At 39.1% G+C, this 17,080-nt stretch carries 5 protein-coding genes; 4 read left to right on the forward strand and 1 reads right to left on the reverse strand.

Annotated elements, in window-relative coordinates:
• The first annotated feature begins 12 nt into the window (after nucleotides 1–12).
• Nucleotides 13–11,553 carry a T9SS type B sorting domain-containing protein gene (locus NBT05_RS05125; RefSeq protein ID WP_265772384.1) on the forward strand — a complete coding sequence of 3,847 codons (11,541 nt, stop codon included), beginning with the start codon at nucleotides 13–15 and terminating at the stop codon, nucleotides 11,551–11,553.
• Nucleotide 11,554: 1 nt separating this feature from the next.
• Nucleotides 11,555–12,535: a type IX secretion system membrane protein PorP/SprF gene (locus NBT05_RS05130; protein ID WP_265772385.1), complete on the forward strand. Its 981-nt coding sequence runs from the start codon at nucleotides 11,555–11,557 to the stop codon at nucleotides 12,533–12,535.
• Nucleotides 12,536–12,543: 8 nt separating this feature from the next.
• Here the strand turns inward: NBT05_RS05130 and NBT05_RS05135 are convergent, their stop codons facing one another.
• Nucleotides 12,544–13,698, reverse strand: a complete 1,155-nt coding sequence (locus NBT05_RS05135) for an ATP-binding protein (protein WP_265772386.1) — start codon at nucleotides 13,696–13,698, stop codon at nucleotides 12,544–12,546.
• A gap of 185 nt (nucleotides 13,699–13,883) precedes the next feature.
• Between NBT05_RS05135 and NBT05_RS05140 the strand changes: the two genes are divergently transcribed.
• On the forward strand, nucleotides 13,884–15,071 hold the full coding sequence (locus tag NBT05_RS05140) for a phosphoglycerate kinase (RefSeq protein WP_265772387.1): 1,188 nt from the start codon (nucleotides 13,884–13,886) through the stop codon (nucleotides 15,069–15,071).
• A 210-nt stretch (nucleotides 15,072–15,281) separates the two neighbouring features.
• Nucleotides 15,282–16,865, forward strand: a complete 1,584-nt coding sequence (locus NBT05_RS05145; RefSeq protein WP_265772388.1) for a lytic transglycosylase domain-containing protein — start codon at nucleotides 15,282–15,284, stop codon at nucleotides 16,863–16,865.
• Nucleotides 16,866–17,080 lie beyond the last annotated feature (215 nt).

A 17,080-nucleotide genomic window follows, 5' to 3' on the forward strand; every position in this document is an offset into this window, starting at 1 on the left:
AAAAGCAGAAATATGGAACAAAAAACTACGCAACAAAGATTAATCTTTATCCATACAAGGATACGTAAGATGATGTTTGCCATGCTATATCTTTTAATAGCAGGGGCAACTTCAACTGGATTTGCACAGGAGTTGATTCCTTTTGGACCACGATTTACACAAGATAATGTACGGGGAAATCTTACCATAACGGCAAATGACATTGTAGGAATTGTTAATAAAGACGGTGCGGATTTAGATCCCAATGCTGCATATAATGCTCCGTTTCAAGCAAATGGGGAGTATATTACAGCATATATTGATGTCGATGGTGACCCAAGTACCTTTAGTTCCAGTAGTGCAAATTTAACGGTACCTGATGAAAACTGTAGTAGAATTGTATATGCAGGTCTATACTGGTCTGCTAACTATTACATGGCCAGAACAAGAAATCCAAATAATTTAGATCCTGCCCTTATTACTGCGAATGCTATTGATGATGGGAATAATACAAATACAAGGACGGTATTAATTGTAAATAATGGTCCTTTTGCCCAACAATATACGGCAAGGTATTCCCAATTTAGTAACGATAATTCAAACATAAGGTTTAGTCCGGTAACTTCTTACTTGGTAGTGGCACAACCGGAAAACGGATGTAATATCACTAACGGTGCCGCTTTAAGTGGTAATATTGCGGTCATCCGAAAAGGAGGCTCTTGTGATTTTAGGCAAAAGGTGTTAAACGCGCAACGTGCAGGAGCGGTAGGTGTGGTATTGGTAAATGATACAAATCAACTTCCAAAACTGGAAGGAAATAGTGGTGGAGGAACCATTAATATTCCTTCCGTATCCGTAGGTCGTTCCATTAGAGATGCTCAAAATGATTTTAATGGGGATTTAATTAATTTATTAAATAACTATAATGGGGTTGTTTTAGGTACACTTTCTACTACCGGTGGCGGGCAAATAATTGATCTACCAGCTACAGATCCCCGAAAAGCAGGTCCTGCAGATTTTAGAAATATTAAGTTTAAAACTCCGGCAGGAGGAGCATATATTGATATAACTGCTGATAATGTGGTTTGGGACGGTTATGCAAATACAGCAACAAATACCCAGACGGATGTATTTGACCGTGACCGTGATGGGGATAGGGCGGAGTTCTTAGCAAATGATGAAGTGCAGTATGTTTGTTATACAGATGTAACTAATTTGATTGACCCGGCCAATCCTTTTGGAACTTATACGGTTGCAGATATGAATGCAACTCAGGGTTGGACTTCAGTAGGCGACGGGGCTTGTGGGGGTTGGACCCTGGTAGTGATTTATGAAAATTTATTAGAATCTAATAAATATATTAGTGTACAGGATGGATACGTACAGATTTTTCCTGCAGCTACCGGAGCACCAGCACCACAAGTTGATTTTAACTTTAGTGGTTTTCGTACTCTTCCAGGAAGTCAGCCTATCGACGTTACATTTGGGGTTGCAGGTTTAGAAGGAGACAAACGTTGGTTAAATGACCAGCTTTTGATTGAAAGAACCCCTCCGGGATCAAACAATTATGTAGCATTGGGAGCAGGTTTTGATAACCAGAACGATATAAATCCGATTACCAATTTCTTTAACAGTTCTATTACTGTAAATAATATGTTCATTACCCCAAGAAATCCGGCATCTCAGAATACTATGGGTTTTGATTCGGATTTATTTGTACTTGGAAACGACCGTAATCGATTGATAGGAAATAATCAGACTAGTGCTAATTTTCAATTACGAACTGGTGGTGACCGGTATTCGGTGTTTTTAGGAACTTTTTCCGTAACCGTAATTGAACCTGAATTAAGAATTATCAAAAGGGTATTTGACCTGAGTGGCACGGAAATAACAAATGGGAACGTACGATTGGGTGATGAAATATTTTATGACCTGGAAATTCAAAATATAGGTAATGAAGATCTGGTAAATGGTACGGTATTAGTAACCGATATATTACCAGCCAATACGGATTTTATAAATATCGAGTTTGTTCCTCCGGGGGTTACTTTTACAGAACCTACTCCGGGAACTGTCATTTTTGATATTCCAGCGGATTTAGTAGAAACCTCCGCAGATGGAGGTAATAATGATAGTCCTATCAGCATTCGTTTTAGGGCGCAATTGGTATCTAGTTGTGAAGAGTTAAGAGATGCCTGTTCAGATATTATACAAAATAGCGCAACAGCTACATATACCGGGGTACTTTCCGGAAATTCGGGTAATACTATAAGTAGTAGTACCATAGACCCGGCCTGTCAAACGACTGGAGGAGAAGCTTCTAATATTTTGGTAGAAGTGCCTCCTTGTAGCCAGGATGTTACTTTTTGTAACAATAATTTGACACTAGTAGCAGGAACCGGATACGACCGATATACTTGGACCGGACCTGGAATAGGTACTCCTATTGTACAACTTACTTCCAGTAACCCTAATGCAAATGTACTGGTAGTACCCAATCCACAAACCGGAGTCTATCAGGTAATAAAAGAAGATACGAACCCTGCGGATGGTACCTGTATGACGCTAACAGAATTATTTGATGTAGAGGACTTTAGGGATATTACTAATCCTATTTTAGATTTTGTAAATGGTGATGATGTTATTACTACTAATTGTACCGGATTAGAAGTTCCTCAAATTTTATTATGTGGGGATAGGACTTTCGATTTATCTACTTCCTTTAGTGATACGAACCTAATCAGTATTTCCTGGCAGGAATTAGTTCCTTCCGGTAGTTGTGTTTTAGACCCTAATGACTCTTGTTCTCTACTTTCAGTAGATTGTACAAATAGTAACTGGGTACAACTTCCTAACGGGGATACAGCCAATTTTACGGTAGAAGATGCCGGAGACTATAGAATCTTAGCAGAATTTGACGGAGGTTGTGTACTTCCCTTTTATTTTAGTGTATTTAAAAATAATTACCAACCCTTATTAAGTGCCAATCCCATTGAATGTGGAAATGATGGTAGTGTAACCGTAACGAATGTTCCAAGTAACTTTGGATTTAGTTTAAACCCTAACGGACCTTTTACAAATACCTCAGGTATTTTTGCAATAAGTACTCCCGGTGATGTAGATGTTTATGCTAAAGATTTAAGTTTTGCCAGTGGCTGTACGTATCAAGCTACTATTAACGTACCTTCTTTTGACCCCGTTTTTGTAGCTACATCCATAAATCCAAGTTGTATTAACGATGATAACGGAACCGGAACCGGAGGCATACAAATTAATATCACCGGAGGTACTCCAAGATATCAATATACTATCTCAGGAGGAGGACTGACAAATCCTATTGTTATACCAAATAGTCGGGCTAATAACGGAAGTTACTTACAGGATAATTTACTACCAGGAACTTACCAGGTAGAAATGATTTCTAACCGTCCCAGACCTGCTTGTATAGCGGATACTACTGTAACCATCAATTCAGCTACGGATATTCGTGGACGGGCAACTTTAATTGCACCACCTACCTGTGATACTCAGGCTATTGTGGAGATTACCGTAACTCCTCCCGGAAACTATGCATATAGTAATGGTAACGGAAGTTTTCAAACCAGTAATCGGTTTCAAATTGATCCTACGGTAACTCCCGGACCTAACTATACCTTTTTTGTAAGTGATCGAAGTATCCCCAGTGGTACCCCGGCTTGTATTATTGAAGTACCCTTTAATGCGGTAATACCGGATTATGAACCTATTGTAATTGATGCGGTAACCCCTATAAATCCTGCCTGTCCCGGCGATGAAGCCAGGATCCAGGTAGATGTTTCCCCTTCGGTTACCGGTAGGGAATATACCTATGAACTATTAACAGGAACCAGCGCCACAGATACACTCTACGTAAACCAACAAACTATTGTATCTCCGTTAGAAACAATAACTTTTACCGGGGTACCGGATAATGATTTTTATACCGTACGGGTAAGTCATAACAATACCACCCCTCCCGGAACCACCCCACCTACGATTTGCCCGGTACTATTTGGTACTTTTGCAGTTGACACTCCGGATGGGATTGTAGCAGATATTGAAATAATAAGACCTTTAACTTGTAATCCTGGAGATGCAGGAAACGCGGCAGTACGTATTAATTCTATTACCGGAGGTTCCGGAAACTATGCCTGGAGTTTTAATGCAGCTTCCGGATACACCAACATAACCAGTTTACCATTAACTATAGATGAATTTCCTAACGACGGAACTTATACCATCTATGTAGCAAACCAGGGATCTCCAATAACCTGTCCGGTTTCTCAGCAGATTGACATAGAAGAACGCCTGGAACCTGATAGTATTGTATTCGCAAATGAGCGTGATTCAGATTGTGTGAATCAGACTATAACAGTTGATGTTTCGGCAACTCCCGCCCTAACTAACGCTGATATTACTAATAATAATGCTAGTTATGAATTTACGATCACACCTGCTCCTGCAACAGGACCTGCAAATTTTACGATAAACACACCTACCGGAGTTCAGGCTATCACCTTTACCCGAGGTATACCTTATTCGGTAACCGTAGTTCGGAATGATAATTTTAATAATAATTGTGAGTTCACTACATCATTTATAAGAGATGAAATCGAGGAAATTGATATTACCAGTGCTTCGCAAACACGTCCGGTAACTTGTGTTGGTGATACGGATGGGGCTTTTCAATTTACAGTAGATGTAACTCAATTCGCGTCCTTCTCGTACGAAATATTTAATCAGGATCCGGTAGCAAATCCTACTGCGGTTGCTCTAGCTGGACCTACTACCAGTACTACAAGTCCGGTGGTAATTAATAATACCATAATTCCTGCAGGCATTCCCGCAGGAACTTATTGGATTCGGGTAACTGACCCGTCAACCGGTTCAAGTCCGGCAAATGCCTGTTTTTCTATTGAAAGTGTAGTGATAGATGAACCGGCAACTCCTCTTTCCTTTACCGTGGATATTGATGAAGCGGATTGTGGCAACAATACTGGAATTATTACAGTAACGGCAACAGGAGGTAGAAGCAACTACCAATATGAATTAACGGGTACTGCTAGTGTAGCCTATAATTCAAACAATACTTTTGCCAGCTTAGCTCCCGGATCCTACACGGTTTCGGTTAGAGATAACGGAGGTATTGATCCATCTTGTGTAGTTTCTCAAACAATTACCTTGGATCAAACTCAGGTACCAACTTTAGCTTTAGCAAACGGAGGTGACCCTTGTTATGATACTACAAATTTAGCTTCTCAGTGGATACAAATTATTCCTGGCGGAGGTGGTGCTTTAACGGGTCCTTATGAATACAGCATAGATAGGGGAGCATCTCAAACAGTAACTTTTATAGGAGGTACTACAGATACGTTTGAAGTACCTAATCTTACACCAGGAACATACACCGTATCTGTAACGAATATAGCGAGTACTTGTTCTGCAGATATCACTGTAGTAATTAACCCGGAATTAGTAATAACTGCCGGATTAACTAAAGAGTTAGATTGTACGCCAAGTCCGGATGCAACTATTGTTTTTAATGCCAATGGTGGAGATGGAACTTATACTTTTGATTTAATTGAACTTACCACTGGTACGGGTTCTCAAGCAGGAGTTACTTCTCCTGTATCAGTACCAACGGCTGGAACGTATCGAATTGATGTACGAGATGGTTCAACTCCAAATTGTATTGCACAATCAAGAGAAATTATAATTCAACCGGTTGTAGATCCTTTAATTACATCAGTTGATGTTGAGAATGTGGAATGTGCCGGACAAGATACCGGAATTGTAACTATTAATATAGATAGTTCTGTAGGAACAGGACCTTTTGAATACAGTATTGATAATGGGGTAACATGGCAGTCAGGGAGTAGATTTTCCGGTTTGACAGGAGCACCTTCCCCCGGACAAACATATAATTATTCAGTTCGTGATGCTAAATTTTGTAGAACCGACGGAACCATAAATGTTCTTGCTCCTCAACCTATCAATGCAACTATTGACGCAGAAGAAACTTCATGTTCTGGAAGCACATTCATGTATGGATCTGTAAATGTTGCAAATACAACTGGTGGTACAATTACAGGTACCGGATATACCTATACTTTGTTTTTTAGTAATGGCACTATCGTACCGACTGGAACCGGAGCAGGATTTACGACAACCGCGAATCCAACTATAACTACTGCGGACAATGTAGAATTTGAATTTGACGGCTTGAATTTTGGCTCTTATTATGCTACTGTTACAGATGAAAACGGATGTGTTTTTACTACAGCTATTGATGCGGTACAGTCGCCACCTAATGGTATTGATATAGAAATAGGTGCGGTTACAGCAGACTGTACTGTCTCCGGTGCTTTATTTGATATCTTTATTTTAAATGGTTCCAGAGATTTTGAAATAAGAGTTGTCGGTATTCCGGGATTAGATAATTTTATTCAAACAAATGGTACTGTAACAAGTACTACCTTTCCACCTGGATTTGTATTAGATAATACTCCACCTGCCGGAGGTAATGTACATCAATACCCGGCAGGTACTTTTACCTACGGAACTCCTTATATAATTGAAATTAGAGATAGTGGAAATTGTATTTATCGTGAAACCATTACTACACCACCAGCCCCTAACGGTATAACGGCTTCTGCTACTACTAGTGATGTACTTTGTACCGGAGATAGTACGGGTGAAGTTAATTATAACGTTAGCAATTTTGGAGGAACGGGTATCGAATGGGATGTTTTTAATCGAGATACAGGTGCTCCAATACCTTCTTTGGATGGTAGTAGTGCGGGATCTGCACCAAACACAGGAACTATTAACAACTTTCCTTTTGGACGCTATAACATTGTTTTTACAGATCCATCAGAACCCTTTTGTGCAGTTACTGTTCAGGTAGATATTAATGAACCTTCAGACTTAGAATTAGAACCAGGTGGAGTACTACCTCAATTATGTGATATCGGAGGATCTCCAAGACTAGGAAGTATTACGGTAATTGCAAGGGGAGGAACACCACCTTACACGTATGGAACGAATCCAACACCTACGGGTCCTTATTTGAACACAACCGGAACCTTGAATTTTGTTGCAGGGTCATACGATATTTATGTTAGAGATGCAAACGGTTGTATACAGGGACCAATTAATCAAACTATTGATCTAATTGATTCACCTACTTTTACTACTACTCCAATTCCGGTTTTTGATGATTGTACTTTTAGCGGTATATATTCTTTTACGGTTACTGCAGATAAAGATACAAGTGTAGGTCAATTACAATTTGGAATTGATGATGGAAACGGTAGTTTACCTAATTATCAACCAGATAGTGATAATGATGATGCTTTTACCTTTACACTTGGAGCTGTTAATACTGTTACTACTTACATATACTATGTACGTGATGAAAATGGTTGTTTTGATACAGGTACATATACCGTATATCCGGAACTAAATGTTACCGCTACCGCTACCGAGCCTACCTGTAGAGATGATGACGCAACTATAACTGCAACAATTTCAGGAGGATCTGAAGTTTTTACAAATTTAACGTTTAGATTGCTTGATAATGTAGGGACTGCCATAGGAATTGCGCAAAACCCTTCTCCTGCTACCTTTGAAGTAACTTTTGGAAATAATACTCCGGGGGCTGGATTAGCACCAGGAACTTATACCGTAGAGGTAACTGATAGTGGTGTAGGAACAGCCCCTGGTTGTATGGATACTTTTGAAATTACCATTGAAGGATTTACGGATCCTGTAGCTACCGCAGTAGGTACGGATGTAAGCTGCAATGGTGGTGATGACGGTATAATTACGGTTACTTTAGACCCAAGTACTACACTTAATCCGGATACACCATATACCTATACCATACATACAGCAGATGGAGCACCGGGTATATCAACTCCGGTTTTGGCAGGACCTCAAACAAGTCCAATCTTTAATAATAGCATCATACCCTTACCTGCCGGTAATTATGATATTGTGATTACATCTGATAAAGGTTGTACTACTGTTCTTGATGATATAACCATAGGCGAACCTAATGAGTTAGTTGCAACTACAGCTCAAAGTGGATTTTCCTGTACTACAGGTACTAATAATCCGGTTTTTTCAGTAATTACTGTTACTATTGAAGAAGGTACTGCACCATATAACGTGAGCTACACGGGTCCAGGAGGAATATCCGGAAACGAAATTAACATTACAGATGAAGATGCAACTGCCACTGGTGTTCAATTTACACTGGAGGCACCTATAGATGGAGGTTATGACTTTACAGTTACAGATAGCAATGGATGTGTAACCAATCCGGCAATTACTACAGAAACCATAGCACCTTTGCCAATTTTAGAAGATCCGACTTTTGTTGTAGATAGAAGTACTTCTTGTAATACAAGTTTACCTGAGCAGGTTACAGTTACAGCAGTGGGAGGTACTGGAGATTTTACCTTTACATTATTAGATAATACCGGGGTAGTACTTTTGACACAAAATGAACCTGCAGGAACATTGACTTCTCAGTTTACGTTTCCTTTAGTGACAAATGCGGGAGATGTTTTTGAATTAGCGGTAACTGATGATGCTACCGGATGTACGGAATCTATTTTCCATACTATTGCACCATTTGATTTCATAAATATTACTGCGGTTGAACAAACCCCTGAAAATTGTTTTAATCAAATGGACGGACGCGCTACTTTGACCATTACGGATTACGAAGGAGGTTTTGATTATACTATTGTAGATCAATCAGGTACAATAGTTTATAACAGTGTTACTTCAGGAACGACATTAGCTACTGATGGAAATATTGCTACCACCTCCGAAGACTTTATTGTACCACCTACTACGGGCACTGGTTTAGGTGTTGGAACATACACCATAAATGTTCAGGAAAATGATTTCCCGGAATGTACTGCTGCAACAACCGTTAGTATTTCCGGTCCGGATAGGCCTTTGGAAATAATACTCTTTACAATAAATGATCAAGAGTTTTGTGATCCGAATAATAATGGAGCAGTTCAGGCAACAGCAACTGGTATACAAGGTGTTGCAACATATATGATCTCACCAGCACCTTCTGTTGGTTCAGCTACAAATAGTACCGGTTTATTTACAGACTTAAGTGCAGGTCTATATACCATTTCTGTTACTGATGTTTTAAGTTCTGGTGTGACCTGTTCTCCTGTTACTGAAACTTTTGAAGTATTACCTCCAACGGATGATGTTGCGATTACAGCTACGCCTACTCCAATTTCTTGTTTCCGTGAACAGGACGGAAGTATTTCTGCCACTGCGACTGCTACTGATGTAGATCCAATCAATACTCCTATCCAGTATACAATTACTCCGGTAGGAGGTACAGAAAGTGCACGAGTTGATTCCGGTAATTTTGGTGGTTTAGCAGCTGGTGACTATATCATTACAGCCTATGATAACTTTAACTGTTCGGCTGCAACTGCGCCTATTCAAATTATCGAGCCAGCTGAACCTACAGTTGCCATTGATGCTATTTCTTTATTGGATTGTGGAGATACACAGGCGACTATTACTATATCCGGTACTGCTGATGCCTCGTTAGGAAGAACAGTAGCAACCTATTTTGCAGTGGATTCAAATGATAATCCGGTAGCTAATAATACTACAGGTAATTTTACTTTAGGAGTAGGAGAATATCGTTTTTATATAGAAGATAATACGGGTTGTCGTTCTCCTTTTTCAAATCCGGTACCCGTTATATTACTGGAAGATATCACTTTTGAATTGGATTTAGTTCAAGCTGTAATTAATTGTAGAGATGAAGCTACCGGGTCGGTAGATTTACTTCGGGTAAACGGACAAACACGTCTTTCCGGAGGTTTTGGAACCTATAATTTCAGACTAGTAAACAATAGTACCGGTCAATTTTGGCCGGGTCCTACTCTTACAGATACCAGGGATGCTCCTTATCCGGTGGATGGAGTCGATGTGCCTCCAAGTTTCTTTAATGGATTACCTCCGGGAGATTATACCTATTATGTGAGTACGGATCGAAGTTGTGAAGAGGATTTCTCCTTTAACATTGCAAACCCACCTTTATTTGAAAGGATTGAACCTGAAGTAACGAATGTACTTTGTTTTGGAGAAAGCAATGGACAAATTAGGGTATTTGCACAAGGAGGTACTCGTCCGTATTCTTTTGCTATTAGTTCTCAACCAAATGTGAACTTTAGTGATGACTCGGATGGAATTAACGGAGAACATGTTTTTACCATGTTAGCTCCTAATGATCCGACCACACCTTATGAAGTACAGGTACAGGATGCAAACGGATGTTCTGAGGTATTTGAAATAAATATTCTCGAACCTACGGAAATCATGGCGGGTATTGTTGGAACTGTGATGCCTGAAACTTGTGCGGGAGATATGGATGGGTCGGTAACCGTAGAGATATCCGGAGGAACGGCGCCTTATGAGTTTAATATTACGAATGAAGATTCGGATTTTCAACCTGTTGTTGATCCTACGAACCTATTTATAGATAACCTTCCGGGCGGACAGACTATTGTATTTATTCGGGATGTAAATGATTGTCGTATTGAATTACCGGTAGAGGTCTTACCGGGAGTGGATATCAACGGAAATCTACAACCAGATCGGGATTGTCCTATTTTTGATCCGGTTACCGGAGTTGAAATTCAGGCCTTAACCTATTATGTGGACTTTGACGCCTTTGGAACAGATGTGCTTGATAATAATGTTGATATTTTATACATCCTGGAAGCAGTTGACCCGGCAAATCCGGCACCAATTCAATCGGCAAATGACCCCAGACGTTATATTGTACAACCTGGTATCGAATACCAAGGTAGAATGCTTCATAGCCGTGGTTGTGAAAGGGATTTAGGTGTCATCACGGTAGATGAATATATACCTCTTACAAATTTAAGAGCTGAGATGACCGGAAACACCAGTGATCCTAATGAATATGAGCTATTTATTGACGGGGGCGCTGATGGAAATTCTGATGACTATACTTACATTGTTATCCGACTAGATAATGTACGATTAGATGATTCGGATACGGTGATTCAGGATGCGATTACTAATTTAACGAATGAAGATTTTGAAGACGGTTTACTGGAAGAGAATATCTTTGTAATTAGAAGAACTGGTCAATATTATGTTCAGGTAATAGATAATGTAGGTTGTGAATTTACTGCGGTAGTTCCTCTTACTTATATTAATTTAAGAGTACCGAATTACTTCACTCCTGGTAAGGATGATCCAAATACGCCTGACTTTGAAGACTACTGGTATCCAAGACAAATCACACCGGATCAGGATCCAAATACTCCGGAAACCTTCTTCTTTGAGAATATGGAAGTTCGGGTGTTTGACCGATACGGCAGATTATTAGCTGAATTTAAAGGGTTCCAAAGGGGATGGGACGGAATCTATAAAGGTCAGGAATTACCTTCGGGTGACTACTGGTATACGGTGATCTTAAATGATGCTGAAAACAAAGAATTTACAGGGCACTTTACGTTATACAGATAATATGAAAAACTATATAAGATATATATGTGGGGTGTTGCTGTTCTGTAGTTTAGGAATATCCACACCCGGTTTCGGACAGGAACTTTTTGCTCCTGTCCAGAACCAGTACCTGGCGGATAACCCTTATTTAATTTCGAGTGCTTATGCCGGTATTGGAGATTGCTGGCAGGTGAGAGGTACCGGGTTTGAACAATGGGTACAGGTTAAAAACGGACCTAGTACACAGAATTTGTCCATTGACGGACGTATTTCTGATCGTTCCGGGGTAGGAGCTATTCTTTTTAATGATAGTAACGGTGCTACTTCACAAAGGGGGGCTCAAGTTTCTTTTGCCCATCATTTGACTTTAAGTGAATACAATAATCAATACCTTTCTTTTGGGTTAAGTTATCGGTATACGCAGTTTGGCATTGACACTTCGCAATTTAATAATGGAGATCCGGATAATCCAATTAGTCCCTCTTTACAGAGTATCAACTACGGTAACAGTAATTTTGACCTAGGAATATTATATCGGTTAGGGCGTTTTTTCTTAAGTGCAAATGCTGTTAACCTTATTGATAAGCAAATTGATGATTTTGGTGAATTAGAACCTACTAAACTGCAAAATTATTATTTATATACCGGGTATACCTTTTACAGAAGGTTTGGTAATCTGGAGATCGAACCTTCTATTTTATACCAAAGCTTTGCTAGTGATGGTCGAAGTGCAGCGGATATCAATATAAAAGTTCGTAAGTTGATGCGTCAGAATTATATTTGGGCTGGTCTTACTTTACGTTCTATTATTGACCAGGAGTTTAAACCCCTATCGGTTTCTCCCATGATCGGAATCAAAAGAGCAGGTTTTTATGTGGCTTACGGATACCAGGTTGGGGTTAACGAAAGTTTGGAAAACTTAAGTACCGCAGCAGGTTCTCATATGATCACTTTAGGTTTTGATTTTGCCTGTAGGCAAAGTAAATGTGGGTGTACGTATTAAGCCTAATTTTACTCTTCCTTTTTATGTAACAAACGGGTAAGGTTGATGGAAAGGTCGGTAAAGATGATTTTAGCGTTACCATTGCGTTCTACGTGGAATAAGGCAGACTGGATTTCTTCAAAAATCTGCTGGATATTGGCTCCGTGAATAAAAGGCGCAAATTTTTCCAGTTGAAATCCGTTGGCGTCCGATTCGTAGTAGACTAGAGGTTTAGCTTCATAATTAAACACTAAAGCCTGGCGAAAAAAGTCAATACAGTAATGTAAAAATTTCTTTTGGGTTTCACGACCGGTACCTGCTACGGATTCGCTCCAGATGATTAATTCGTTGATTGCAGCTTTGTTTCCTTTGGCTTTAAAAGCAGCCCGAACCCATTGGATAAACCATTCTTCAAATTGGTCAGCACCTCCGTCATGATGGACTAAATGCAATGCTTTGTTATAGTCGCCATTTGCCTGATGTGCAATTTTAGAAGCGAGAGGACTTGCTAGATTTTCTTTTGCCATTAATGCTTCGGCGATTACTTTTTCGCTTAAGGCGGGAAAATGTAAGGCTTGACAACGGGAACGTATGGTTTGTAGGATATGTTCTTCTTCTTCGGTAATTAAAATAAATACTGTTTTAGCCGGAGGCTCTTCAATAAGTTTCAAGAGTTTATTAGAAGCTGCGATATTCATTTTATCTGCCATCCAGATGATCATTACCTTATGTCCACCTTCATAACTCTTTAAGGAGAGTTTTTTTACGATTTCTAAGGATTCATCAACACCAATCTGACCTTGCTTTTTTTCGATACCAATACGCAGGTGCCAATCAAACAGGCTTCCATACGGGGTTTCTTTAATAAAACTTCTCCACGCCCCCAGGAAGTTATCAGATACAGGATGTTTTTTAACTTCTGTATTGGTAGCTACCGGAAAGGCAAAGTGAAGGTCAGGATGTGCTAAATGATCAAACTTTACATTACAGGCTGCGTTCCCATCTTTATTTTCCTGATTTTTGTTGTGGCATAATATATATTGTGCGTAAGCAACGGCCATAGGTAAGGTACCGCTACCATTAGCTCCTACAAATAGTTGTGCGTGAGGGATACGACCTTTATCAACACTGGTAGTCAGGTGTTTTTTAAGGTGATCCAAACCAAGAATTTCTGAAAAAAGCATGGGTTATGATATAAGAAAGGTAAAAGTATAAAAAGAAGCAGTTTCGGTTGAGTCGGATAGTCTTTAATTTTAGAAATTAAACGACTAAGCCAAGGTTAATTTTATAGGTTTTATATTTTTTTAACCCAAATTAGTTCAAATATTTAGTGGTAAGAAGTATTTTCGCAAAACAATCACAATCCTTTATGAAAACAATTGAAGATTTTAATTTTGAAAATAAAAAGGCCTTAATCAGGGTAGACTTTAATGTTCCGTTAAACGATACTTATGAAGTTACGGATACCACCCGAATTGAAGCTGCAAAACCTACGATTATCAAGATCCTTGAAGATGGGGGAAGTGCGGTACTAATGTCACACCTGGGCAGGCCCAAAGGGAAGCAAGAGGAATATTCACTCAAACATATCATGAATAAGGTATCTGATATCCTGGGGGTACAGGTGACGTTCGTACAGGATTGCGTGGGATCCACTGCCGAAGAGGTAGTTACATCTTTAAAAGGTGGTGAAGTAGTACTATTAGAAAATCTTCGTTTTTATAAAGAAGAAACAGAGGGGAACCAGGAATTTGCAGAGAAACTATCAAAATTAGGGGATGTTTATGTTAATGATGCTTTTGGAACGGCACATAGAGCGCATGCATCCACTACGGTAGTAGCTCAGTTTTTTAAAGACCAAAAGTGTTTTGGGAAACTTCTGGCAAAAGAAATTGAAAGTATTAATAAGGTTCTAAAATCGGGAGAACACCCGGTCACGGCAATATTGGGAGGGTCTAAAGTTTCTTCTAAAATTACGATTATTGAAAACATACTGGATGCCGTGGATCATTTGATTATAGGCGGTGGTATGGCCTATACTTTTATTAAAGCAAAGGGAGGTCAGATTGGTAATTCAATTTGTGAAGATGACAAGCAGGAACTTGCGTTGGAAATTTTAAAGAAAGCTAAACAAAAGCAGGTAGAAGTGCATTTACCGGTAGATGTTATTGCAGCAGATGCTTTTGACAACGAAGCAAATACACAAACGGTGGCTATAGATCAAATACCGGACGGATGGGAAGGTCTGGATGTAGGTCCTAAGAGTTTAGAAAAATTCCATGAGGTGTTGCTAGCTTCAAAAACTATTCTTTGGAACGGTCCGCTAGGGGTTTTTGAAATGGAAAATTTTGCTAAAGGAACGATTGCTTTAGGAAATTCTATTGCAGAAGCTACAGAAGCAGGTGCTTTTTCACTAGTAGGAGGTGGCGACTCGGTTGCAGCGGTTAAACAATTTGGTTTTGAAGATAAAGTAAGTTATGTTTCTACCGGAGGGGGCGCTATGTTAGAAAGCCTAGAAGGAAAAACCTTACCAGGAATTGTGGCTATAACATCGTAATATCAGTAAGAATATTCTTATTAATTGATGTTTTATAGATAAAATCAGTCTTTTGACTGATTTTTCTTATTTTTAATCTATTGATTATTTGTCATTTAAATAAAAAAACACGATTTTCGTACTGTTTTTTAGCATTAATTTTTTGTTTTCATTAAAAAAGGAATACGACACGTGAGGATAACCCAGTTATATATATTATTTTTTAGTTTTTTGACAAGCTTCGTACATATACAAGCTCAAAATGATTCCCTTAGTAAGCCGTCTATCCATCGAGTTAGCACGATTATTTTAGACACCTTACCGATTCTTAAAAAGGATACGGTTCAAATTACTACGCAGATTCAAAAAGTTCAGTCGAAGGGCGAATTTATAGCAGATACTTTAGTTACGGAAGTTTTAAAAGATACGGTAATGTACAATCCTCAAGATCATCATCGACTTGCGGATCTGGATGCTCGCTGGAAACAGGAATTATATAGTTCCGGTCTCTTTGATACAATTTATAGAACTGTTACGGAGCAAACTTATGAAGAGGTAGTGTATCCTGAATTAAGTACGGATACTTTAAAAGCCCGTTTGGCAAGGCTAAATCAGCGCACACCTTTTAATATCGCATATAATAAATCCCTGGAAAGTGTTATTAAAAGTTACCTGAAAAATCGTAGGGAACACCTGGAACGTTTGATGGGACTTAGTCATTTCTACTTTCCATTGTTTGAACAGGAATTGGATAGGCAAAATATTCCGCTTGAAATAAAATACCTGGCAATCGTAGAATCTGCTTTAAGGCCCAGGGCGAAATCCAGGGTAGGAGCCACCGGGTTATGGCAGTTTATGTTTGGTACCGGTAAGCAGTTCGGTCTGGAAGTGAGTTCTTATGTAGATGAACGTATGGATCCTATTATGGCTACTAAAGCTGCTTGTAAATATCTGGCTAATTTGTATAAAATTTTTGGAGATTGGGATCTGGCACTGGCTTCTTATAACTCAGGCCCGGGAAATGTAACTAAAGCAATTCGGCGAAGTGGTGGCTATAAAAATTATTGGAATATCAGGTCTTATTTACCCAGGGAAACTGCAGGGTACCTGCCCGCTTTTCTGGCAACCATGTATATTTTTGAATTTGCAGAAGAGCATGACCTTCAACCGGTAAAGCCAAAGTTTGCTTACTTTGAAACAGATACGGTAAAAGTGAAACAAACCATCCGATTAGAACATGTATCTGAATCGATGAACATTCCTATTGAAGAATTACAATTTTTAAACCCTTCCTATAAATTGGATATTATTCCTTTTGTAAAAGATGAGGATTATGTGTTACGTCTTCCGCTAGAAAAAACTGGAACTTTTGTGGCAAATGAATCCCAAGTTTATGCTCTTGCAAAAGCCGAATTTGATAAACAAGAAAAGCCGTTACCTAAGCTATTTGAAGCTGAATCCAAAATTCGATACCGTGTGCGTAGCGGAGACTATCTGGGTAAAATCGCACGTAAGTTTGGGGTGCGGGTAAGCCAACTTAAACGTTGGAATGGTTTACGAAGCAATAATTTGCGTATTGGACAGCGCCTTTCTATCTTCCCTAAAAAACCGGTAACTTCTTCTTCTTCAAAAGTAGCTGCGGCTAAGAAACAAGACTTTTCGAATGCCAAAATATATACGGTACGATCCGGAGATACTTTATGGAGTATTTCTAAAAAGTTTAGTGGTGTATCCATCGAAAACTTAAAAACCTGGAATAATATCAGAGGTTCGGGAATCAAGCCCGGAATGAAACTAAAAATTTCTAAATCTTAAGTAGAGCCACGTCAACACTTATTAAGAGGCTTTAGCTATTTTAATTCTTTGTTAAAGGGTTATATTTCAATTTTCGGTAAGGTCTTTGCTCTAGGTCTGGTAGTGGTTTACTTATCTATATATCAGCTGCCTGTTTTTTGAACTAATATTAAACTTTTAGGGTTTACCTGATTGCATTTTTATTATAAATACGGTTAGTTGTTTTGTTTGTTAAA

The organism is Aquimarina sp. ERC-38 (assembly GCF_026222555.1).
GTDB lineage: Bacteria > Bacteroidota > Bacteroidia > Flavobacteriales > Flavobacteriaceae > Aquimarina.

What these genes read in the sequence shown, in the direction of transcription:
- NBT05_RS05125 (WP_265772384.1), top strand. Translation starts at nt 13, where the DNA reads ATGGAACAAAAAACTACGCAACAAAGATTAATCTTTATCCATACAAGG.
- NBT05_RS05130 (WP_265772385.1), top strand. Translation starts at nt 11,555, where the DNA reads ATGAAAAACTATATAAGATATATATGTGGGGTGTTGCTGTTCTGTAGT.
- NBT05_RS05135 (WP_265772386.1), bottom strand. Translation starts at nt 13,698, where the DNA reads ATGCTTTTTTCAGAAATTCTTGGTTTGGATCACCTTAAAAAACACCTG.
- NBT05_RS05140 (WP_265772387.1), top strand. Translation starts at nt 13,884, where the DNA reads ATGAAAACAATTGAAGATTTTAATTTTGAAAATAAAAAGGCCTTAATC.